This is a genomic window from Variovorax sp. S12S4, assembly GCF_023195515.1.
Lineage (GTDB): Bacteria > Pseudomonadota > Gammaproteobacteria > Burkholderiales > Burkholderiaceae_C > Variovorax.
Genome location: NZ_JALPKR020000002.1, coordinates 671,514 through 691,067, shown reverse-complemented (window position 1 = coordinate 691,067; position 19,554 = coordinate 671,514). Strand labels below are relative to the sequence as shown.

Annotated in this window: 21 protein-coding genes; 18 read left to right on the top strand and 3 right to left on the bottom strand. The window is 65.2% G+C overall.

Annotated elements, in window-relative coordinates:
* The first annotated feature begins 95 nt into the window (after window positions 1–95).
* The 18 genes from M0765_RS03680 (at window position 96) to cheZ (ending at window position 15,954) form a co-directional block, all read left to right on the top strand.
* Window positions 96–1,385: a FliC/FljB family flagellin gene (locus tag M0765_RS03680; RefSeq protein WP_258502107.1), complete on the top strand. Its 1,290-nt coding sequence runs from the start codon at window positions 96–98 to the stop codon at window positions 1,383–1,385.
* A 119-nt stretch (window positions 1,386–1,504) separates the two neighbouring features.
* The gene (locus M0765_RS03675) at window positions 1,505–1,861 is read left to right on the top strand and encodes a flagellar protein FlaG (protein WP_258502106.1); all 357 of its coding nucleotides are present in this window, start codon (window positions 1,505–1,507) and stop codon (window positions 1,859–1,861) included.
* 57 nt (window positions 1,862–1,918) lie between these two features.
* Window positions 1,919–3,370 carry a flagellar filament capping protein FliD gene (gene fliD, locus M0765_RS03670; RefSeq protein WP_258502104.1) on the top strand — a complete coding sequence of 484 codons (1,452 nt, stop codon included), beginning with the start codon at window positions 1,919–1,921 and terminating at the stop codon, window positions 3,368–3,370.
* 17 nt (window positions 3,371–3,387) lie between these two features.
* Window positions 3,388–3,810, top strand: coding sequence for a flagellar export chaperone FliS (fliS, locus tag M0765_RS03665; RefSeq protein WP_258502103.1), 423 nt, complete (start codon window positions 3,388–3,390; stop codon window positions 3,808–3,810).
* Window positions 3,811–3,829: 19 nt separating this feature from the next.
* On the top strand, window positions 3,830–4,159 hold the full coding sequence (locus M0765_RS03660; protein ID WP_258502102.1) for a flagellar protein FliT: 330 nt from the start codon (window positions 3,830–3,832) through the stop codon (window positions 4,157–4,159).
* A 24-nt stretch (window positions 4,160–4,183) separates the two neighbouring features.
* Entirely contained in the window at window positions 4,184–5,515 is a 1,332-nt protein-coding gene (locus M0765_RS03655) for a flagellar hook-length control protein FliK (RefSeq protein ID WP_258502101.1), read from the top strand.
* On the top strand, window positions 5,512–5,814 hold the full coding sequence (locus M0765_RS03650; protein WP_258502100.1) for an EscU/YscU/HrcU family type III secretion system export apparatus switch protein: 303 nt from the start codon (window positions 5,512–5,514) through the stop codon (window positions 5,812–5,814). The genes M0765_RS03655 and M0765_RS03650 overlap by 4 nt, the downstream gene beginning before the upstream one ends.
* 193 nt (window positions 5,815–6,007) lie before the next feature.
* Entirely contained in the window at window positions 6,008–6,346 is a 339-nt protein-coding gene (gene flhD, locus M0765_RS03645) for a flagellar transcriptional regulator FlhD (RefSeq protein WP_258502099.1), read from the top strand.
* On the top strand, window positions 6,343–6,951 hold the full coding sequence (gene flhC, locus M0765_RS03640; RefSeq protein WP_258502097.1) for a flagellar transcriptional regulator FlhC: 609 nt from the start codon (window positions 6,343–6,345) through the stop codon (window positions 6,949–6,951). The genes flhD and flhC overlap by 4 nt, the downstream gene beginning before the upstream one ends.
* 68 nt (window positions 6,952–7,019) lie before the next feature.
* Window positions 7,020–7,880, top strand: coding sequence for a flagellar motor stator protein MotA (motA, locus tag M0765_RS03635; protein WP_258502096.1), 861 nt, complete (start codon window positions 7,020–7,022; stop codon window positions 7,878–7,880).
* Between the two features lie 21 nt (window positions 7,881–7,901).
* On the top strand, window positions 7,902–8,852 hold the full coding sequence (gene motB / locus M0765_RS03630) for a flagellar motor protein MotB (protein WP_258502095.1): 951 nt from the start codon (window positions 7,902–7,904) through the stop codon (window positions 8,850–8,852).
* A gap of 41 nt (window positions 8,853–8,893) precedes the next feature.
* A complete protein-coding gene (gene cheA, locus M0765_RS03625; protein ID WP_258502093.1) occupies window positions 8,894–10,984 on the top strand; it encodes a chemotaxis protein CheA in 2,091 nt (696 codons plus the stop codon).
* A gap of 28 nt (window positions 10,985–11,012) precedes the next feature.
* The gene (locus M0765_RS03620) at window positions 11,013–12,326 is read left to right on the top strand and encodes an EAL and HDOD domain-containing protein (protein WP_258502091.1); all 1,314 of its coding nucleotides are present in this window, start codon (window positions 11,013–11,015) and stop codon (window positions 12,324–12,326) included.
* Between the two features lie 10 nt (window positions 12,327–12,336).
* Entirely contained in the window at window positions 12,337–13,158 is an 822-nt protein-coding gene (locus tag M0765_RS03615) for a CheR family methyltransferase (RefSeq protein WP_258502090.1), read from the top strand.
* A complete protein-coding gene (gene cheD, locus M0765_RS03610; RefSeq protein ID WP_258502088.1) occupies window positions 13,155–13,793 on the top strand; it encodes a chemoreceptor glutamine deamidase CheD in 639 nt (212 codons plus the stop codon). The genes M0765_RS03615 and cheD overlap by 4 nt, the downstream gene beginning before the upstream one ends.
* Complete coding sequence (locus M0765_RS03605; protein ID WP_258502087.1) at window positions 13,790–14,869, top strand: protein-glutamate methylesterase/protein-glutamine glutaminase; 1,080 nt, start codon at window positions 13,790–13,792, stop codon at window positions 14,867–14,869. Before cheD ends, M0765_RS03605 begins: the two co-directional genes overlap by 4 nt.
* 31 nt (window positions 14,870–14,900) lie before the next feature.
* The gene (gene cheY, locus M0765_RS03600; RefSeq protein ID WP_185868148.1) at window positions 14,901–15,296 is read left to right on the top strand and encodes a chemotaxis response regulator CheY; all 396 of its coding nucleotides are present in this window, start codon (window positions 14,901–14,903) and stop codon (window positions 15,294–15,296) included.
* A 1-nt stretch (window position 15,297) separates the two neighbouring features.
* Window positions 15,298–15,954, top strand: coding sequence for a protein phosphatase CheZ (gene cheZ / locus M0765_RS03595; RefSeq protein ID WP_258502086.1), 657 nt, complete (start codon window positions 15,298–15,300; stop codon window positions 15,952–15,954).
* A gap of 49 nt (window positions 15,955–16,003) precedes the next feature.
* On the opposite strand, the gene M0765_RS03590 is transcribed toward cheZ, so the two are convergent.
* The 3 genes from M0765_RS03590 to M0765_RS03580 all read right to left on the bottom strand — a co-directional run bounded on the left by M0765_RS03590 (window position 16,004) and on the right by M0765_RS03580 (window position 19,508).
* A complete protein-coding gene (locus M0765_RS03590; RefSeq protein ID WP_258508104.1) occupies window positions 16,004–16,879 on the bottom strand; it encodes a CsgG/HfaB family protein in 876 nt (291 codons plus the stop codon).
* Between the two features lie 101 nt (window positions 16,880–16,980).
* Window positions 16,981–18,447 (bottom strand): carotenoid oxygenase family protein, encoded by a 1,467-nt coding sequence (locus M0765_RS03585; RefSeq protein WP_258502085.1) that lies wholly within the window; start codon window positions 18,445–18,447, stop codon window positions 16,981–16,983.
* Complete coding sequence (locus M0765_RS03580) at window positions 18,444–19,508, bottom strand: MerR family transcriptional regulator (RefSeq protein ID WP_258502084.1); 1,065 nt, start codon at window positions 19,506–19,508, stop codon at window positions 18,444–18,446. Before M0765_RS03580 ends, M0765_RS03585 begins: the two co-directional genes overlap by 4 nt.
* Between the last annotated feature and the right edge of the window lie 46 nt (window positions 19,509–19,554).

Sequence of the window (19,554 nt, the reverse complement as noted above, 5' to 3'; positions counted from 1 at the left end):
TAAACCAACGATGGCTTGAGTCTCACAGTGGGAGCGGGTCCAGCGTTGCGGCCGGACGGCCGGAGTCCACAACCTTTGTCTATCAGGAGTCGAAAATGGCGCAAGTCATCAACACCAACAGTCTCTCGCTGCTCACGCAGAACAACCTCAACGCGTCGCAATCGTCGCTGAACACCGCGATCCAGCGCCTGTCTTCGGGCCTGCGCATCAACGGTGCCAAGGACGACGCAGCGGGCCAGGCCATTGCCAACCGCTTCACCGCCAACATCAAGGGCCTGTCGCAAGCCCAGCGCAACGCCAACGACGGCATCTCGCTGGCGCAAACGACTGAAGGCGCACTGAAGGAAGTGAACAACAACCTGCAGCGCGTTCGTGAGCTCGCAGTGCAAGCCGCCAACGGCAGCAACTCGGCCAGCGACCTGAAGTCCATCCAGGACGAAATCACCCAGCGCATGAGCGAAATCGACCGTGTCTCGGCACAGACCGATTTCAACGGCGTGAAGGTTCTCTCGGCCGGCGCCAAGCCGCTGACCGTGCAAGTCGGTGCCAACGACGGCGAAACGATCAAGATCGACCTCAAGCAGATCGACTCGACGACGCTCGGCCTGGCTGGCTTCTCTGTCAGCAGCAACGCTCTGCCCGTCAGCGCTCCGATCACGCAGACCAATCTCGGCGGCACGCCGGCAGACGTCGACCTCTCGTCGGCTGCCACCTCGCTGGGCGTGGATGCTTCTTCGCTGAGCCTGCACAACGTGAAGGACGCCACCGGCGCCGCAACCGCCAACTTCGTGGTCAAGTCGGGTGACGACTTCTACGCTGCTTCGGTTGACGACACGACCGGCGACGTGGTCCTGAACGTGGCCGACGTCGAGTTCACCGACACCGACAACGGCGTGACGACCGCTGTTGCACTGGCCGACCAGCTGGTGAAGGTGGGTGTGGACGCTGCTGGCGCGGCTACCGCTTACGTTGCCGTGCAAGGCAAGAACTTCGCGGTCGGCGGTGGCGCATTGGCCAACGGCGGCGCAACGCCCACCGACTTCGACAACACCGGCACGGACATCGTCCTGAGCGGTGCTGGCAAGACGGCCGAGTTCGCCGGTGCGGCTTCGATCGACCCGATGAAGAAGCTCGACGCAGCTCTGAAGATGGTCGACGACCTGCGCAGCTCGCTGGGTGCGGTGCAGAACCGTTTCGACTCCACGATCGCCAACCTCGGCACCACGGTGACCAACCTGTCTTCTTCGCGTTCGCGCATCGAAGACGCCGACTACGCAGTCGAAGTGTCGAACATGACCCGCGCTCAGATCCTGCAACAAGCTGGTACCTCGGTGCTGGCCCAGGCGAACCAGACCACGCAAGGCGTGCTGTCGCTCCTGCGTTGATCCAGTAAGGCATTGCGCAGGCGTCCGGGTGCAAGCCCGGATCCGCCTGCGCTGTTCCCTGCGGCTTGGCTCCGGCCAGGCTGCAGACGACAGCGAAAGCAATCAAGAAGGTGGAAATCATGTCGATTCCCGTAGCCCCGGCGGCGGAAGGCCAGCAGTGGATGCAGATGCTCTCCGAGCGGACGGCCGGCGCAGCCGCGTCCGCTTCGGCGGAGTCGTCGGCAGTGCCGGCGGCCGTGGTCGAGGAAGCAACGCCCACGCAGGTTGCCGAGGCGGTGCGCGAGATCAACACCTCGCTGCAGAGCCGTTCGGTCGGGCTGCAGTTCGAGCTGGACGAGGACACCGACAAGATGATCGTCAAGGTGGTCGACCGCGCGAGCGGCGAGGTCCTCCGCCAGATTCCTTCGGAGGAAGTGGTGCGCATCGCCAAGGTGCTGGGCAAGGCGCCCGGCCTGCTGGTGAGCCAGGAAGCCTGACGGATTCCCTCCTTCTTTTTCTTTTTCTCCTATTCGTAGTTTTCAGGACATCTCAACATGGCATCGATCAGCAGCCTTGGCGTTGGCTCCAAGCTCGACCTGAGCACCTTGCTTACGCAGCTCGAAACGGCGGAGAGCCAGCCGCTCGTGCTGTTGCAGCAACGGCAGGTGAGCTACACGAGCAAGCTCTCGGCCTACGGCACGCTGCAGAACTCGCTCAGCACGCTGCAGGCGGCGGCCAAGAAGCTGTCCGACCCCGCGCTGTTCCAGGGCGCAAAGGTCACGTCGAGCGTGCCCGAGGTACTGACGGCATCGGCCGGCAGCACGGCCACGGCCGGCACCTACACGGTTGACGTAACCAAGCTTGCGCAGTCGCAATCGCTGGTGGCAGCTGGTCGGGCCGACGCCAAGGCCGCCGTCGGCACCGGCACCATCACCATCGACTTCGGCACCGTGGGCGGCGGCACGCTCGATGCCGCAACCGGAACCTACACGGGTGCGAGCTTCACGAAGGATGCGAGCCGCACCGCCGTGCCGATCACCATCAACGGCACCAACAACACCCTCGAAGGCATCCGCGACGCGATCAACGCGGCCAAGGCCGGCGTGTCGGCCAGTATCGTGAACGACGGCAGCGGCACGCCGCACCGGCTGGTGCTGACGTCTTCGCAAACGGGCGAAGCATCGAGCATGCGCATCTCGGTGGCCGGCGATGCGTCGCTGCAGGGCCTGTTGAACAACGACCCCGCGGGTACGCAGAACCTGCGCCAGACGGTGGCCGCGCAGAACGCGCAGCTCACGGTCAACGGCATTGCCGTGACCAGCGCGAGCAACACCGTGAAGGAAGCCATCCAGGGCACCACGCTGAACCTGCTGAAGACCGGCTCCAGCAACCTTGCAACGCAGCCCGACACCGCCACGGTGGAGGCAGCGATCAATGATTTCGTCAAGGCCTACAACAGCCTGCAGGCCACCGCCAACACCTTGACCACTTACGACAAGGATTCGAAGACCGGCGCTGCGCTGGTCGGCGACTCCACGCTGCGCAACCTGCAGACCCGCATTCGCCAGGCGCTCACCACGCCGCAGGCCGGCGGCCCGACCGATCTGAAGGTGCTGTCGGAAATCGGCGTCACGTTCCAGAAGGACGGCACCATGGCCGTCGATTCGGCCAAGCTCAAGACGGCCGTCAGCACCAATCTTTCGGGCGTTGCGGGGCTCTTTGCCAGCGCGACCGGCAGCACTGCTGGCTACGGCAAGCAGATCAGCGCGGTGGTGGACAACCTCACCTCCACCGGCGGCGCGCTCAAGGTGGCTTCGGACGGCATGACGGCCTCCCTCAAGCAGCTCGACCAGCAATTCACCGACATGAAGATGCGCGTGGATGCCAAGGTGGAGCGCTATCGCGCGCAGTTCACCCAGCTTGACCTGCTGATGAGCCAGATGAGCAGCACCAGCACTTATCTCACGCAGCAGTTCGCAAGCATGCAAAGCAGCAGCAGCAAGTAATTCCAGCAGAGCAATCCATGTACACCTCTCACAACTTCAGGGCCGGTGCCAACGCGTATGCCCGCGTCGGCGTGGAAACGCAGGCCATGAGTGCGTCTCCGCACCAGCTCATCGTCATGCTGTTCGACGGCGTCGTCACCACCATCGGCATGGCGCGGCACCACATGACGAGCGGCGACACCGTGGCCAAGGGCAACGCGATTTCCAAGGCCATCAGCATCGTCGACAACGGGCTGAAGGCCAGCCTGGACGCCAAGGCGGCAGGCGCCGCGGGCGCCGAGCTGGTGGCCAACCTGTCGGCGCTGTACGACTTCGTGATTCGCCGGCTGCTGTACGCAAACCTGCACCACGACGTGAAGGCGCTCGACGAGGCCGAAGCGATTCTCGAGAACATTGCGTCCGCATGGCGCGAAGTCGGCGGTGCAAGTGCCGACAACTGAAACACCGGAATCGCAGGCCATGCCGGTCCGCCACGAAGTCCTGCACTGCTACAGCGAACTGGCTTCGACCATGTCGCTCATGGCGGCGCTCGCCCGCGCCAAGGAATGGGAACGGCTTGCCGAGCTCGAAGCCCGTTGCGCGGCGCTGGTCGACCGCCTCAAGGCCATCGGCAAGGTGTCGCTGGACCCCGTGCAGCTGGAGCAGGTGCGCAACCTGATCGATTGCATCCATTCCGACCAGGAAGAGGTGTGCGACATGGTCAAGCCGCAGCTCGAGGACCTGGTGTCGAAGATGGCCCAGTTGCAGATGCGCAGCGAACTCGGCAGGGCATACGGCACGCCGTATTGACCTGCAAGAGAGCACGGCAACGCAATGAACAGATCGATCGGACTCGCCGATGCGCCGCTCGCAACGAAGCTCGCCGCACTGCGGCCGGAGCTCGCTGCGCTGCAGACCGAGGTCGGCACCAGCTTGCCGGCCGGCGCCGTGGCCGAGGTCCAGCAGGTCAAGAACGATGTTCGGCTGCCGTCCCACTCGCTGCTCGAGGCCGTGCTGCCTGCCAAGGTGCCGGCGGGCGCACCGCGCGCCTCCGATGCACCGCCTTCGGTGGCTACCCAGTGGTCGGCGGCGGCCCGTGCCATCAGCGCCGTGCTGGCCGATCTTCATGCCGACCCCGAGCCTGTGCGTGGCGCGGCGCCCCTGTGGCTCTCGGCGCAGACGCCCGCGGCGCCCGTGCTCGCCGGCGCGCTGGCGCAGACCGTGGCAGCAAGCGGCCTGTTCTACGAATCGCATCTGGTCGAATTTGCCAACGGCCTTCGCACCGTGCAGCAATTGGCGCAGGAGCCGCAAATGCGGTTGACGCAGGCAGCCGCATTTGCCAATGCCGGAGCGGCCCAGCCGCAGTCCCAGGTGCCTGCGCAGGCGCAGCCCGTCCAGGTAATTCCGGGCCGACCCGTCGCTGCGGAGCAACTTTTGGCGGCTCCCGCCGCTGGCCAACCGGTTGCCGCTGCGGGCCCGTCCATTCCCGCGGCGAGCCAGCCTTTGCAGGGCGCACCCGTCCAAGGGCAACCCGTTGCTGTTCCGTCAGGTGCAGCCACGCAAACACCGCCCGCGTCGGTCTACACGAGCCAGGGAGTTCCGGTGGCTTCGGCCGCGGTTCCGGCTCTTGCGGGCAATGCGAGTGATGCGGGCGTGGTTTCCGACGAGCGCAACGCGAGCCGCAGCCTCGGCGAAAACAGTGCCGCCGCCTCTTCGGCGCGCACGGCCGCTTCGGTGGCCGCGCCGGCTGAAATGATTCACCCCCAAACCGTGGCGCTGGTGCATCAGCAACTCGATCTGCTGGCCACCTCGGTTTTCCGCTGGAGCGGCCAGGCATGGCCGAATGTTCCGATGGAGTGGTCGATCCACGAAGAGGCCGACCAGCCCGGCGATGCGCCCGGAGGCCAACGCAACGACGAACGCAAGGAGCGCCCGCGCAGCTGGTCGACCACCGTTTCGCTCTCGCTGCCCAGGCTGGGTGCCGTCGATCTGCGGCTGAGCCTGACGGGTGAGCTCGTTCAGGCCCGCCTTGCCGCAAGCGAAATCGCAACGCTCGCGCGCTTGCGCAATGACAGCGGCGAACTGGGGCCGCGCCTCGAGGCCGCCGGATTGCGCTTGCAAGACCTGCAGATCACGGCGATGAGCCCGGTGGGGCATGCCGGATGACTGCCTCGACCGATACGCGCCCGAGCGCGGTGGCTCTCTCCTATGCCGACCAGGCGAAGGCGCCGGTGGTGGTGGCCAAGGGTTATGGGGTAACGGCGGAGTCGATCCTGCGGCAGGCGCGGGAGAACGGCGTGTACGTGCACGCCTCGGCGGACCTGATCAAGCTGCTGATGCAGGTGGACCTCGATCGGCAGATCCCGCCGCAGCTCTATCTGGCAGTGGCAGAGGTCATGGCGTGGATCCACGGGATCGAAGCCGACCAGGGTGCCGCAGGGCCCGAAAAAGTTAATGCTTTGTAATTAACTTTCAAGAATAAATGAGAACTAATTTCATCGGTGGAAACCATGTAACGTGGTTGCAACAAAAGCTTACATGTACTTGTAGCTCGCTTTACAGTTTCCCCGTGATCGAAAGTTACAAAGTGTTAAATAGTTGGAATAATTCACTCAAGACATGACTGAACGGAGTGCAATTTTGGAAACGGATATTGTGATGAACGTGGCCAACGGCGAGATCTCCCGCGAGATCGGTGACATCAATCTCGCCTACATGTTGCTTGCGCAGAAGCTGGTCAAGCAGGACCGTGTGGCAGCGATGTTCCGCCTGGGCGTGAGCCGCGAACTGGCCGACATGCTGGCCAGCATGTCGCTGGCGCAGATCCTCAAACTGGCGGCGTCGAACTTTCTGCTGTGCAGTTTTCGCCTTGACGAGCATGCCTCGATGTCGGCAGTGGTTGGCGAAGGTAAGGACACGATGCTGCAACAAGCGCACATGTCGATACTGATGTCGGCACGAAGCCTGCAGAGCCAAAAAGAGACCGCAGCCGTATGAGCACCAAGAGCGTCCTTGGCGAAGTGCGCGAAGTTCAGCTGGCGATCCAGCTGATCCACCTCGGCGCCCGCCTGCAGTTCCTTGAGTCGGAAGTGGGCCTGAGCCGCGAGCGGCTGATCCGCCTCTACAAGGAAATCAAGGGCGTCTCTCCGCCCAAGGGGCTGCTCCCCTTTTCAACGGATTGGTATATGACTTGGTTGGCGAATATCCATTCGTCAATGTTTTACAACATGTATCAATTCATGAAAACCCATTCGGATGAAGAAAAGGTTTGGGTATTGATTAAAAGCTACAAATTGTATTTGCAGCAAATTGAAGCGCAGGAAAGCGAGCCAATTCTGGATTTCACGCGTGCATACACGATGGTTCGCTTCTTCGACAGCGACATGCTGCAGCTGAGCACCTGCTGCCGGTGCGCGGGGCAGTTCGTGGCGCATGCGCACGACCACAAGAGCGGGTACGTCTGCGTGCTGTGCCGGCCCCCGTCGCGGGCAGGCAAGGCGCGCGGTTCGGAGCGCGCTGCGGCCGGGGAGATCGCGGTGCCGGGCATGGAAAGCATTGGTCTTGCCGTGGAGTCGGCGCTCGACGGCGGTGGACTTCATTGAAAAAAGCGGACCTTGCCCCCGTGGGCAAGGCTTTTGAATCGACGCCTCAAGGGCAGTAGGGGAAGCGCGTGCTCCTTTTGGTTGGTTATCTGGTGGTCATAGGCGCCGTGTTCGGCGGCTATGCGCTCATGGGCGGGCACTTCGGCGTGCTGTTCCAGCCGGTCGAGCTGTTGATGATCGGCGGCTCCGCGCTGGGCGCCTTCATTGCGGGCAACAACGGCAAGACGATCAAGTCCACGCTCAAGGAGCTGCCGCTCCTGCTGCGCTCGTCCAAGCACAACCGGCAGCTCTACCTGGACCTGCTGGCGCTGCTCTACGAGCTGCTGGCCAAGGCGCGCAAGGAAGGAATGATGAAGCTGGAGTCCGACGTGGAGGACCCGGCCAAGAGCGAGATCTTTGCGCGCTACCCCAACATCCTGGCCGACGAGGCCGTGATGGAGTTCCTGTGCGACTACCTGCGGCTGGTCATCAGCGGCAACACCGACGCCTTCGAGATCGAAGCGCTGATGGACCACGAGATCGAAACCATCAAGCACGAAGCCGAAGTACCCATGCACAGCCTTTCGCGCGTGGGCGACGCGCTGCCCGCGCTGGGCATCGTTGCGGCTGTGATGGGCGTGGTGCATGCGCTGGCCTCGGCCGACCTGCCGCCTTCTGAGATGGGCGCGCTGATTGCGCACGCGATGGTGGGCACCTTCCTGGGCGTGCTGATGGCCTACGGCTTCGTCTCGCCGCTGGCTTCGCTCATCGAGCAGAAGGTGGCCGAGAGCATGAAGATGTACCAGTGCACCAAGGTCACGCTGCTCGCAAGCCTGAACGGGTACGCACCGCAGCTGGCGGTGGAATTCGGCCGTAAGGTGCTGTTCTCGACCGAGCGGCCCAGCTTCACCGAGCTGGACAGCCACGTGCGCGAGGTCAAGGCCCGCTGATACACGGCGTGGAACATTGCCATGAGCACGGAAAAACACAGGGTCGTCGTCAAGCGCGTTCCCGCCCACGGAGGCGGCGGGCACGGCGGCGGCTGGAAGATCGCCTATGCCGACTTCATGACGGCCATGATGGCGTTCTTTCTCGTGATGTGGCTGTTGTCCAATGCCTCGCCCAAGCAGCGTGAAGGCATTGCGGAACACTTTCGCATGCCGCTGAAGGTGGCCATCAACGGCGGCGAGAAAAGCAGCACCAGCGAAAGCGTGATTCCGGGCGGCGGCATGGACCCGAGCACGCGCGCCGATGGCGAGGTCCAGCGGGCCGACGCCGAAGAAGACGCCGACGCCGAGCGCCTGGCCAGCATGAAGGACCGGCTGGACAAGCTCATCGAGAACAGCCCGGTGTTCAAGCAGTTCCGCTCGCAGATATTGATCGACATCACCACAGAGGGGCTGCGCCTGCAGATCGTCGACAGCGAGAACCGCCCGATGTTCGATCTGGCCAGCGCGCAACTGGTGCCGCACATGCGCGCCATCCTGCGGGAGATCGGCCCCACGCTCAACGAGCTGCCCAACAAGATCACCCTGTCGGGCCATACCGACGCCATCGTCTACACCAACGGCGACCGTTCCTACGGCAACTGGGAGCTCTCGGCCGACCGGGCCAATGCCTCGCGGCGCGAACTGGTGGTGGGCGGCATGGCCGAGAACAAGGTTCTGCGCGTGGTCGGGCTGGCCGACAGCATGCACCTGGACAGGAGCAATCCGCGCAACCCGATCAACCGGCGCATCAGCATCATTTTGCTCAACCACCGCACCCAGCACCAGATAGAGCGCGAGAACAGCGGAAGCGGCAATGCCGCGAGCTGGCCCGCCAAGTCACAGTCGTCGCCTTCGCCGCTGCTTCCCGCCCAGAGCGTCAAGGTAACGGCCAGGGGGAGCGCCGGCGGCGGCGCTTCCGCAGAGCACCCATAGAAATTGATGCCGGCCCTACAGCAAGCCGGTTCGGAGCAACGATGGATCTCAGTCAGTTCACCCAGGCATTTTTTGTCGAAGCCGTCGAGCTTCTGGCGCAGATGGAGCAATTGCTTCTCGAGCTGGACGCCGACGCGCCCGACAGCGAGCAGCTCAACGCCATCTTCCGTGCCGCGCACTCCATCAAGGGCGGCGCGGCCACGTTCGGCTTTGTTGCGCTGACCGATACGACGCACCTGCTTGAAACCCTGCTCGACCGCGCGCGCCATGGTCAGCTGAACCTGAGCCGCTCGATGATCGATGCATTTCTGGAAACGAAGGACGCCTTGCAAGAACAACTGATTGCCTATCAGGCCGAGAACGAACCCGATCCCGAAATGGTCGCCCACATCTGCGGCGTGCTCCGGCAGCTCGCGCTAGAGACCGAGGGCGGCGCAACCGCCGCACCGGCCCCGGCGCCCGCGCCAGCGCCGGTGGCGGTTGCCGCCCCTGTTGTCGCCGCTGCGGCCGCAGCGGGGCACGACGCGCTGCGTATCAAGTTCTCGCGCCTTTCCGACAGCGAATGCGACCTGCTGGCCGACGAACTCGGAAACCTCGGCAAGCTGCTGTCGCGCACGCGCAGCAACGACCAGCTGACGGTAGTGCTCGAGACCACCTGCTCGCCGGACGACATCATTGCCGTGTGCTGCTTCGTCATCGACGAATCGCAGATCGAGATCACGCCGGAAGCCGCCGCTGCGGCGGGCGCCGAAAGCGCTGCGAGCGCGGCAAACCCGCCGCCTATTGCAGCGGTGGCAGCGGTGGCAGCAGTGGCCGCCGCGCCGGCTGTCCCGGCAGCGGCCCGCCCCGCCGCGGCACCCGCAGGCGCGGCCGCCAAGCCGTCCGCCGCGGGTGCGGCCACGGCCGCAAAGGACTCGAGTTCGATCCGCGTGGACGTGGAGAAGGTCGACCAGCTCATCAATCTGGTCGGCGAACTCGTCATCACCCAGTCGATGCTGACGCAGGCCGCCACCATGCTCGACCCCGTGGAGTGCGAGCGCTTCCTGAGCGGCCTGGGCCACCTGGAGCGCAACGCCCGCGACCTGCAGGAGTCGGTCATGTCGATCCGCATGATGCCGATGGACTATGTGTTCAGCCGCTTCCCGCGCGTGATTCGCGACGTGAGCGCCAAGCTCGGCAAGGAGGTGCGCCTGGACACCTTCGGCAAGGAAACCGAACTCGACAAGGGCCTGATCGAACGCATCATCGATCCGCTCACGCACCTGGTGCGCAACAGCCTCGACCACGGCATTGAAACGCCGTCGCAGCGCATTGCCAAGGGCAAGGAAGCCGAAGGGCAGCTGCTGCTGTCGGCCCAGCACCACGGCGGCAACATCGTGATCGAGGTGAGCGACGACGGCGCCGGCCTCAACCGCGAAAAGATCCTGGCCAAGGCCATGCAGCAGGGGCTGCCCGTGACCGAGACCATGCCCGACGACGAGGTGTGGCAGCTGATCTTCGCGCCCGGCTTCTCCACGGCCGAGCAGGTCACCGACATCTCGGGCCGCGGCGTGGGCATGGACGTGGTCAAGCGCAACATCCAGGAGATGGGCGGGCATGTCGAGATCAGCTCGCGCGAAGGCTGGGGAACCACCACCCGCATCGTGCTGCCGCTCACGCTGGCCATTTTGAACGGCATGTCCGTCAAGGTGGGCACCGAGGCCTACATCCTGCCGCTCAGCTACGTGATCGAGTCGCTGCAGCCGCGGCCCGAGCACCTGCACTCGATTACCAGCGACGGCCACGTGATCAAGGTGCGCGGCGAATACCTGCCGCTCATCGAGCTGCACAGCGTGTTCGACGTGTCGGGCGCACAGACCGATCCCACGCAGGGCATCCTGGTGATCGTGCAGGCCGGCGAAACGCGCTTTGCGCTCCTGGTCGACGAACTGCTCGGCCAGCACCAGGTGGTGGTGAAGAACCTGGAAACCAACTACCGCAAGGTTCCGGGCATCTCGGCCGCAACGATCCTGGGCGACGGCAGCGTGGCTTTCATCATCGACGTGGATGCCATGCCGCGCATCCAGCGCGCGCACGTGACGCGCACCACCGCCCTGGCGCATGCGGCCCGGATGGACCCGGTTGCCGCCTGAAGAACGATAACCATACGGAGACGATGCAATGCGTTTTGATTTTTTCCGGCGCTCCACCGCCGAAGAAACCGCGGCAGCCGGACAGTCGAAAGACTTGACGGCCTTGCGCAATGCAGACGGCTATGTGGCCTACACCCTGCTGCTGGATGCCCAGAAGCGCGTTGCGGGCTACAAGCTCAACTGGCGCCCGGCGGCCAAGCCCGAAGAAGCTCCGGACGCGATCACGCAGTTCAAGGCCCTGGTGGCCTGCGTGACCGAGCACCTCAATCCGCCGGACACCCCTTGGCAGCTGGGGCGCAGCGAATTGTTCTTCGATGTGAACGCCGAATCGCTGGCGCACGGCGCGCTGCAATCGCTGCCGCCCGAATACACCGTGTTCTGCGTGGAGCTTGCCGATCTTGCGAACGAGGACCTCCGGCCGGTGCTGCTGTTCCTTCGCGAGCAGGGGTTCAGCTTCATGCTGCGCGGCGCCACTGCGCTGCCCGAAGACCACGAGCTGCTGGGCATGGTGACCCACTTCGACGTGGGCGGCGGAGACCCCATGCTCGTTGCGGCCGCACGCCGCGGCGAGCAGCCCGACCACATGCCCGTTCAGCCGATTGCGACGCGCATGGCTTCGTGGAAAGACTTCGAGGCTTGCGCCGCGCGCCGCATCGACGTGTTTGCCGATCCGAGCTGCGGCCTGCCGCCGCCCGTGGTGAAAACGGGCAGCCACGCGCTGGAGCCCGAATCGATCCTGATCATGCGGCTGCTGCAGATGATCCAGCGCAACGAAGACCTGCGCGAGATCGAAGCGGCACTCAAGCGCGATGCGGCGCTCACCTACAGGCTGCTGCGCCACATGAACTCGCCCGCCGTGGGCGCGGGCGTCGAGATCCATTCGCTGCACCATGCGGTGACCATGCTCGGCTACTCGCCGCTGTTCCGCTGGCTGTCGATGCTGCTGGCAACCAGCAACCCGACGGGCAGCCCGCCCTTCATGATGAAGAAGGCCATCATGCGCGGCCGATTCGTCGAGCTGATGGGCGAAATCATGCTGCCGCGCGGCGAGTCGGACAACCTTTTCGTCGTGGGCATGTTCTCGCTCATCGACCAGCTGCTCGGCATTCCGATGCAAGAGGTGCTCAGCAAGGTGCAGCTCTCCGATTCGGTTCAGCAAGCCATCATGACGCGCGGCGGCGTGTACGGCCCCTTCCTCTCGCTGGCCGAGGCCTGCGAGCTGGACACCGGCGATGCGCCGCGCCTGGCGGAGGCGCTGCTGCTGAGCGCCGACCAGGTCAACGCCGCACACCTTTCCGCGCTGGCCTGGTCGCAGGACGCGGTGCCCATTGACGGCCATTGAGGCATTGAGCATGACCTCCGAATTTCTCTTTACCGACAGCGACTTCTCGCGGATTCGCACGCTCATTCACCGCCGCGCCGGCATCGCCCTGGGCGAGCACAAGCGGCAGATGGTGTACAGCCGGCTCTCGCGCCGCTTGCGCGACCTGGGGCTGCCCCAGTTCTCCACCTACCTGAGCATGCTGGAAGACAGCCGCGACGGCGACGAGTGGCAGCTGTTCATCAACTCGCTGACGACCAACCTGACGTCCTTCTTTCGCGAAGCGCACCACTTTCCGGTGCTTGCGGACCTGGCACGCAAGGCGACGCAGCCCGTCACCGTGTGGTGCGCGGCCGCATCGACCGGCGAAGAACCCTATTCGATCGCCATCACGCTGATGGAGGCGCTCGGCGAGCGCGCGAGCACCGCCCGCGTGATTGCCACCGACATCGACACCTCGGTGCTGGCCAAGGCCTCGGCCGCGGTGTTCACCATGGAGCAGGTGAACCGGCTCTCTCCGGAGCGCCTGCGGCGCTTCTTCAACAAGGGCACGGGTGCCAACGCAGGCAAGGTGAGGGTGCGCCCCGAAGTGGCCGCCATGGTCAAGTTTTCGCGGCTCAACCTGCTGGACGCTGGATGGCCGGTGAAAGAGCCCGTGGACGCGATCTTCTGCCGCAACGTGATGATCTATTTCGACAAGCCCACGCAGAAGAAGCTGCTGGACCGCTTCGTGCCTCTGTTGAAGCCGAACGGTCTGCTGTTTGCAGGGCATTCCGAAAACGCCTCGCTGGTGAACCAGACGTTCAAGACGGTCGGGCAGACGGTGTACACGCTGAGCAAGGCGCGCGCATGAATCCGAGCCTGCTTCAGGAGCGGGGTTCCAGGCCGCCGGCCGTGCCGGGTTCGGTGGCCACTCACCACTACTTCGACCGCGACTTCGACTGCACGGCAGTCAAGCTGCTGCCGGCGGAGTACTACGTGACCGATGCAGGCATCTTGCTGACGACGGTGCTGGGCTCCTGCGTGGCGGCCTGCATCACCGACGTGGAAGCGGGGGTCGCGGGCATGAACCACTTCATGCTCCCGGACGATGCCGAGGCCGACGCGCGCGACCAGGTCGAGTCGATGCGCTACGGCGCCTATGCCATGGACGTGCTCATTGCCGAGCTGCTGCGCGCCGGCGCCAGGCGCGAACGCCTGCGGGCCAAGGTCTTCGGCGGCGCAGCGGTGCTGGCCAACATGACCATGCTCAACATCGGCGGGCGGAACGCCGACTTCGTGCTGCGCTACCTCGAGAAGCAGCGCATCACCATCGCCGCGCAGGACTTGCGCGGCCTGCACGCGCGCCGCGTGTGCCTGCTGCCCACCGGCAAGGCGGTGGTGCGCAAGCTGCGCGCGCAAGTCGATATTCAGGCGGTCCAGCACGACGAAGGCGAGCTGCTGCGCAAATGGTCTGCCACGTATGGCAAAGGAAGTTGGGTCGCATGAAGAAGATCAAGGTAGTTTGCGTCGACGATTCGGCGCTGATCCGCAGCGTGATGACGGAGATCATCAACAGCCAGGCCGACATGACGGTGGTCGGCACCGCGGCCGATCCGCTGCAGGCGCGCGACCTCATCAAGGTGACGAATCCGGACGTGCTCACGCTCGACGTTGAGATGCCGCGCATGGACGGTCTGGAATTTCTCGAGAAGCTCATGCGCCTGCGCCCGATGCCGGTGGTCATGGTGTCGTCGCTGACCGAGCGCGGCTCGGAAATCGCGCTACGCGCGCTGGAGCTGGGCGCCATCGACTTCGTGACCAAGCCGCGCCTTGGCGTGCGCGACGGGCTCATGCAGTACACCGAAATCATCGCGGGCAAGATCCGCACGGCCGCCGCGGCGCGGCTGCTGCCGAGCCGGCACGCCGCCTCGGCGAAGGGTGCGCCGGAGAGCGCGCAGGAACCGATGCTGCGCAGCCCGCTGCTGAGCACCGAGAAGCTCATCATCATCGGCGCCTCCACGGGCGGAACGGAAGCCATCCGCGAGGTGCTGCTGCCGCTGCCGCCGGACGCGCCGGCCGTGCTCATTGCGCAGCACATGCCGGCCGGCTTCACGCGGTCTTTTGCGCAGCGCCTGAACGGCCTGTGCCGCATCACCGTGAAAGAGGCCGAGCACGGCGAGCGCGTGCTGCCGGGCTATGCCTACATTGCGCCGGGCGGCTTTCACCTGTCGCTCAGCCGCAGCGGCGCCAACTACGTGGCCCAGCTGAACGAGGAGCCGCCGGTGAACCGCCATCGTCCTTCCATCGACGTGCTCTTCGACTCGGCTGCACGGCATGCCGGCAAGAACGCGATCGGAATGATCCTGACGGGCATGGGCAAGGACGGTGCCGAAGGCCTGCTGCGCATGAAGCAGGCGGGCGCCTACACATTTGCGCAGGACGAAGCGAGCTGCGTGGTCTTCGGCATGCCGCGCGAGGCCATTGCATTGGGTGCCGTTGACGACGTGGCGCCGCTGGGAGAGATGGGGCGCCGCGTGCTGGCCCATCTGCGCACCTTCGGCGAACGCGCGAACCGGGTTTGAAAAACGAACTGTTGGAGTTGGAAAAATCGTGATCGATAAGAGCATCAAAATTTTGGTTGTGGACGACTTCCCGACCATGCGCCGCATCGTGCGCAACCTGTTGAAGGAACTCGAGTTCCTGAACGTCGACGAGGCGGAAGACGGCGCGGCCGGCATCGAGAAGCTGCGCGGCGGGAACTTCGGCTTTGTGGTGTCGGACTGGAACATGCCCAACATGGACGGCCTGACCATGCTGCAGACCATTCGCGCCGACCCCGAGCTCGGCAAGCTGCCGGTGCTCATGGTCACGGCCGAAGCCAAGAAGGAAAATATCATCGCGGCCGCTCAGGCAGGCGCCAACGGCTATGTGGTCAAGCCCTTCACGGCGGCCACGCTCGAGGAGAAGATCAACAAGATCTTCGAGAAGCTCCAGAAAGAGGCGGCCTGAAATGACACACGCTGCGCTCGAACCCGTGGAGCACGGGAACACCGCCGAAGAGTTGCTCGGGCGCATCGGGCAGCTGACCCGGCAATTGCGCGAAGGCCTGCGCGAGCTGGGGCTCGACAAGCAGGTGGCCAAGGCCGCGCAGGCCATTCCAGATGCGCGCGACCGGCTGGGCTACATCGCCTCGATGACCGAGCGGGCGGCGCACCGCGCGCTCAACGCCATCGACCTGGCGCAACCGCTGCAGGAAGACCTTGCAAGCAACGCCAAGGGGCTCAGCAAGCGGTGGGACGAATGGTTTGCCAACCCGGTCGAACTGGACCATGCGCGCCAACTGGTCATGGACACGCGCGGCTACCTGCAGGAAGTGCCGCAGAAGGCCGGCGCCATCAACACGCAGCTGATCGAAATCCTGATGGCGCAAGACTTCCAGGACCTGACCGGCCAGGTCATCAAGAAGATGATGGAAGTGGTCAACGACGTGGAGACGCAACTGCTCCAGGTGCTGATCGACAACTCGCACATCGAAAAGCATCTTGAAAAACGCCACGAGGCGGAGGCCAACAGCCTGCAGAACGGCCCGCAGGTGGTGGCCGGCAACCCGGACGCCGTGACCGGCCAGGCGCAGGTGGACGACCTGCTGGAGAGCCTCGGGTTCTAAAGGCGTGCCAGGCCCCCGGGACCGGGGCAGGTCGAGCCAAGGCCGCGGTCTACTTTCCCCTGCGATTCGACGCAGACGGCGCCGAAGTCGACGAAGGCGCCGCTGCGCCATCCACGCCGAGGCGCCCGCCGCCGCCGAGGCCCTGGCCGCGCACCGTCTGCGCCTTGTAGTTGCGCAGCGAGCGGACCATCTGGTTGAAGGAGTCCATGAACGCAGCGGCAATCACCTTGCCCTGCGGAGTGCGCGTGTAGCCACCGATGCCCCCTGCGGCGGAGACGCCGCTCAGGCCGGCAAAGCCCGCGAAGTCGGTCTTGGAGGCACTGCCTTCGGCCGCCGCCACCTGTACGCCCGAGCGGTTGTCGATAAGGGTCAACAGCGCGCTGGCTTCCTTGGTCTGCAAGCTCGCGCCCAGCTTGGCGATGGCGAGGCCTCGTCCTCCGCCCACCAACCCGCCCAGCGCACCGCCAAGGCCACCCGCGTCGTTGTTGCTGAAGACGATCTCGGGCGAAAGTCCGTAGTCCGAAGCCACCATCTGGCCGCGTCCGAAGTTGCTGCCGCCGCGCATTTCGCCCGACTGCATGAGCGCGCGCTCGCGGTTCATGGCGTTCATGCCGGCCGCGCCGCGCTCGACCACCACGAAGCAGTTCGATTGCTGCACCAGCAAGCGCAGCAGGTTGGCCGTGGGCGGCAGGCGGTATTCGCCGGTGAGCACGGTGTACCAGCCGGCATTGACGTTTTCGATCAGCGAGACGGTGCCCAGCGGCGACTCGCAGCGCTCGAGCTGGCTGCTTTCGCCGGCGGTGGCCGAGCCGGCCGCGCTACCGGTGGCCACCGTCTTGGCGGATGGGCTGCCCATCTGCATGTCGAGAGCGGGCATGTTCTGGCAGCCCGCCAGAGCCATGAGCGCAGCCGCTGTCGTGGCCATGGCCGATCTTGAAAGTGCGAGCCGGCGTGGCTTGCCCGTGGACTTCTTCATGCGATCCTCCCCGTTTGTTGCAAAGGGCCGAGATCAGGCCCCGCGCAAATTTAGGGGAAGGAACGATCGGCCCCAGTGTCTAAAGTCACTTTGTTGCACGGACGCCAATTCCCGTGAAAGCCGAACGGCACGCGGTGCGGCAGGCGGGCAACCGCAACCGGCCCTGCGGACAGGCGCATGGCATCGAACACGAGCAGGTCGCTGCGCTTTTCCTTTTCGCGCCAGGCTACGGCAAGCAGCCAGCCGTCGCCCTCGGCCGCGTCCGCCGCGCGCGGCACGAACACCGGTTCGGACACCACGTCTCCTTGCGGCAGTGTGTACAGGCTGCGCGTGGAGCTCTCGAAGTCGAACCGGGCAAGGCTGTCGTAGAGCACGCTCTCCGAGTCGTCCCGCGCGCGTGGTGTCGAATGGCAGGTGTAGAAGCCGTAGCGGTTGCGCCGGCCGGTGTAGCGCTCGTCGATGCGCGGGAACTCCGCTGCCAGGTCGTCCAGGTATTCACGCTGGAAGCCGCTGCTCTTGCCGGCCAGGTCGAAGGTCCATCGGCACAGACGCGCCGCCATGGCGTGCGGGTCGCCGGCGCGGCCTTCGGCATCGGGCAGGCCGGGGGCGGTTTCCGACTGCATCATATAGGCCACGATGGTGTTGCCGTCGTCCCAGGCGTTCATGACGTGGAACAGGTGGCAGGCGTCGGTGTCGAACCAGCGCAGGGTGTCGACCGCGCTGCCGCGGCGCATCACGCCGACATGGGTGCGCTTGGTGGCGTCCCACGCCAGCAGCGGCTTGCCTTGCATCGCGCGCTCGACGCTGAGCGTCAGCGGCGTGACTGGAAAGAGAACGTGCTCGCGCGTCAGCATGAAGTCGTGTGCCATGCTGGCGTGCGGCGCTGTGAACGACTGCATTTGCGTGACTTCGCAGTGCGGGTCCATCACGCCGTAGAGCATGGTCGGCGAGCAGGGTCCGTCGGGCGAGTACGCGAAGAAATGCAGTTCGCCGGTCTCGGGGTCGATCTTCGGATGCGCGGTGCAGCGCGAGGCCACGCTTCCGCCGAAGCTCTGGTGCCCCTTGGAAGCCAGCGTAAACGCATCGAGTTCGAAAGGCTGGTGCGATTCTTCAAGCGCGAACAATCGGTCGCCGTGCCACAGCATGCTGGTGTTGGCGGTGCCGCCGTTCTGGCCATGTGCAATCGGATCGCTGGTGGCAGGGTTGCCGAAGGTGCCGAAGAGCGCGCGCCCGGCTTCGTGTTCGAGCTGCCATCTCGGCGTGCGCGCCCAGCGGTTGCTGTAAGACACCTTGCCGCCCCCGATATGGAAGGCGTGCACCATGCCGTCGCCCGAGAACCAGTGGTAGCTGTCGTCGCGCGGTGCGAACTGCGGGTTCGGTCCGACGCGGTACAGGCTGCCGGAGAGCCCGGGTGGCAGGGCGCCTTCGATCTCGAGCGCGGCAATGTCGTGCTCCTCGGTCAGCGGCGTGTAGTTGCCGGTAAAGAAGTGAGGGTTCTTCTGCGCTGCTGCGTTCACTGGGTGCCTTCGGGTTCGTTCATGAGGGGCGGTGCGCCGTCGAACTGCGCAATGGCTTGCCCGACGTAGGCAGCCAGCGCCTCGTCGATGCCCGAGCCGGCCCGCAGCGCCGCGTCTTCGCGGAACGCCCGCTGCAGCTTTGCATGCAGTGCCGCGTCACCGCCGGCCTTGGCGAGCGACAGCGCCTGCCAGCGCAACGCCAGCGCGCGCATGGCCGGCCCATGGGGTGGGGCGTTGGCCATCATCTGCTGCCGGACTTCCGCGATGAGCGGCGGCCACGCATCGGTCTGCGCAACGTAGTGGCGGCGCAGCTTGACCATGTCTTCCTTGCTGCAGTAGGGCGCATAGAGTTGCAGGCGCGCGAACGCCATGGCGTGCGAGATGTAGCGAATGCCCGCGCGGTCTACGCCGGTGAGCGCATGCAGCGACGGCTCGTTCCAGTGCATGGCGTAGAGCTTCATCAGCAGGCCTTCGTCGCCGCCGGCCTCTTCGAGCAGCAGCGCAATCCAGCGTTGCGCCAGGGCTTGCGCCTGCGGGCTCTCGGGCGGCGTTCCGGCGGCCACCAGGCTGCGCAGCAACTCCGACAACTCCGCGCGCTCGGGCGCCATGGCGTCGGTGGAGCCGCCGCGCTGCGCCTTGAGCGTGCGCTGCTCGTCGTCGCTGAAGTACTTTGCGCCTGCAACCATGCTTTCGAGCGCCAGCAGCCAGTCGTCGATGCCGGGCTCTTCGCTGGCCTGCAGCAGGCCCTGCACCGCGAGCAGGTGGGTGCGCAGCGCGGAGGCCCGCCGGATCTCTTCGTCGAGCTGCGCCACCTGCCGTGCGACCACTTCCGGCAGCCCTCCGGCGTCGTCGTCGAGCAGTTGCTGTATGTCTGCAAGCGGCAGGTCGAGCCGCCGCAGCGCCTGGATGCGGTAGAGCCGCGCCACGTCCTTGCGGCCGTACAGGCGATAGCCGGCGCTGGATCTTTCGGACGGCACCAGCAGCGCGATGTCGTCGTAGTGGCGCAATGCGCGAACCGTCAGCCCGGTGCGCCGGGCGAGTTCGCCGATCTTCAAGAACATGCCTTCCCTCTCAAGTTGAAGGCATCGTAGACCCTGCCGCTACGTG

Bases quoted from the DNA above. Each gene is read 5' to 3' on its own strand.
- cheD (WP_258502088.1), top strand. From the start codon at position 13,155: ATGAATCCGAGCCTGCTTCAGGAGCGGGGTTCCAGGCCGCCGGCCGTG.
- flhC (WP_258502097.1), top strand. From the start codon at position 6,343: ATGAGCACCAAGAGCGTCCTTGGCGAAGTGCGCGAAGTTCAGCTGGCG.
- fliD (WP_258502104.1), top strand. From the start codon at position 1,919: ATGGCATCGATCAGCAGCCTTGGCGTTGGCTCCAAGCTCGACCTGAGC.
- M0765_RS03580 (WP_258502084.1), bottom strand. From the start codon at position 19,508: ATGTTCTTGAAGATCGGCGAACTCGCCCGGCGCACCGGGCTGACGGTT.
- M0765_RS03655 (WP_258502101.1), top strand. From the start codon at position 4,184: ATGAACAGATCGATCGGACTCGCCGATGCGCCGCTCGCAACGAAGCTC.
- flhD (WP_258502099.1), top strand. From the start codon at position 6,008: ATGAACGTGGCCAACGGCGAGATCTCCCGCGAGATCGGTGACATCAAT.
- M0765_RS03660 (WP_258502102.1), top strand. From the start codon at position 3,830: ATGCCGGTCCGCCACGAAGTCCTGCACTGCTACAGCGAACTGGCTTCG.
- M0765_RS03650 (WP_258502100.1), top strand. From the start codon at position 5,512: ATGACTGCCTCGACCGATACGCGCCCGAGCGCGGTGGCTCTCTCCTAT.
- M0765_RS03620 (WP_258502091.1), top strand. From the start codon at position 11,013: ATGCGTTTTGATTTTTTCCGGCGCTCCACCGCCGAAGAAACCGCGGCA.
- M0765_RS03615 (WP_258502090.1), top strand. From the start codon at position 12,337: ATGACCTCCGAATTTCTCTTTACCGACAGCGACTTCTCGCGGATTCGC.
- M0765_RS03605 (WP_258502087.1), top strand. From the start codon at position 13,790: ATGAAGAAGATCAAGGTAGTTTGCGTCGACGATTCGGCGCTGATCCGC.
- fliS (WP_258502103.1), top strand. From the start codon at position 3,388: ATGTACACCTCTCACAACTTCAGGGCCGGTGCCAACGCGTATGCCCGC.
- M0765_RS03675 (WP_258502106.1), top strand. From the start codon at position 1,505: ATGTCGATTCCCGTAGCCCCGGCGGCGGAAGGCCAGCAGTGGATGCAG.
- M0765_RS03590 (WP_258508104.1), bottom strand. From the start codon at position 16,879: ATGGCCACGACAGCGGCTGCGCTCATGGCTCTGGCGGGCTGCCAGAAC.
- M0765_RS03680 (WP_258502107.1), top strand. From the start codon at position 96: ATGGCGCAAGTCATCAACACCAACAGTCTCTCGCTGCTCACGCAGAAC.
- cheA (WP_258502093.1), top strand. From the start codon at position 8,894: ATGGATCTCAGTCAGTTCACCCAGGCATTTTTTGTCGAAGCCGTCGAG.
- cheZ (WP_258502086.1), top strand. From the start codon at position 15,298: ATGACACACGCTGCGCTCGAACCCGTGGAGCACGGGAACACCGCCGAA.
- motB (WP_258502095.1), top strand. From the start codon at position 7,902: ATGAGCACGGAAAAACACAGGGTCGTCGTCAAGCGCGTTCCCGCCCAC.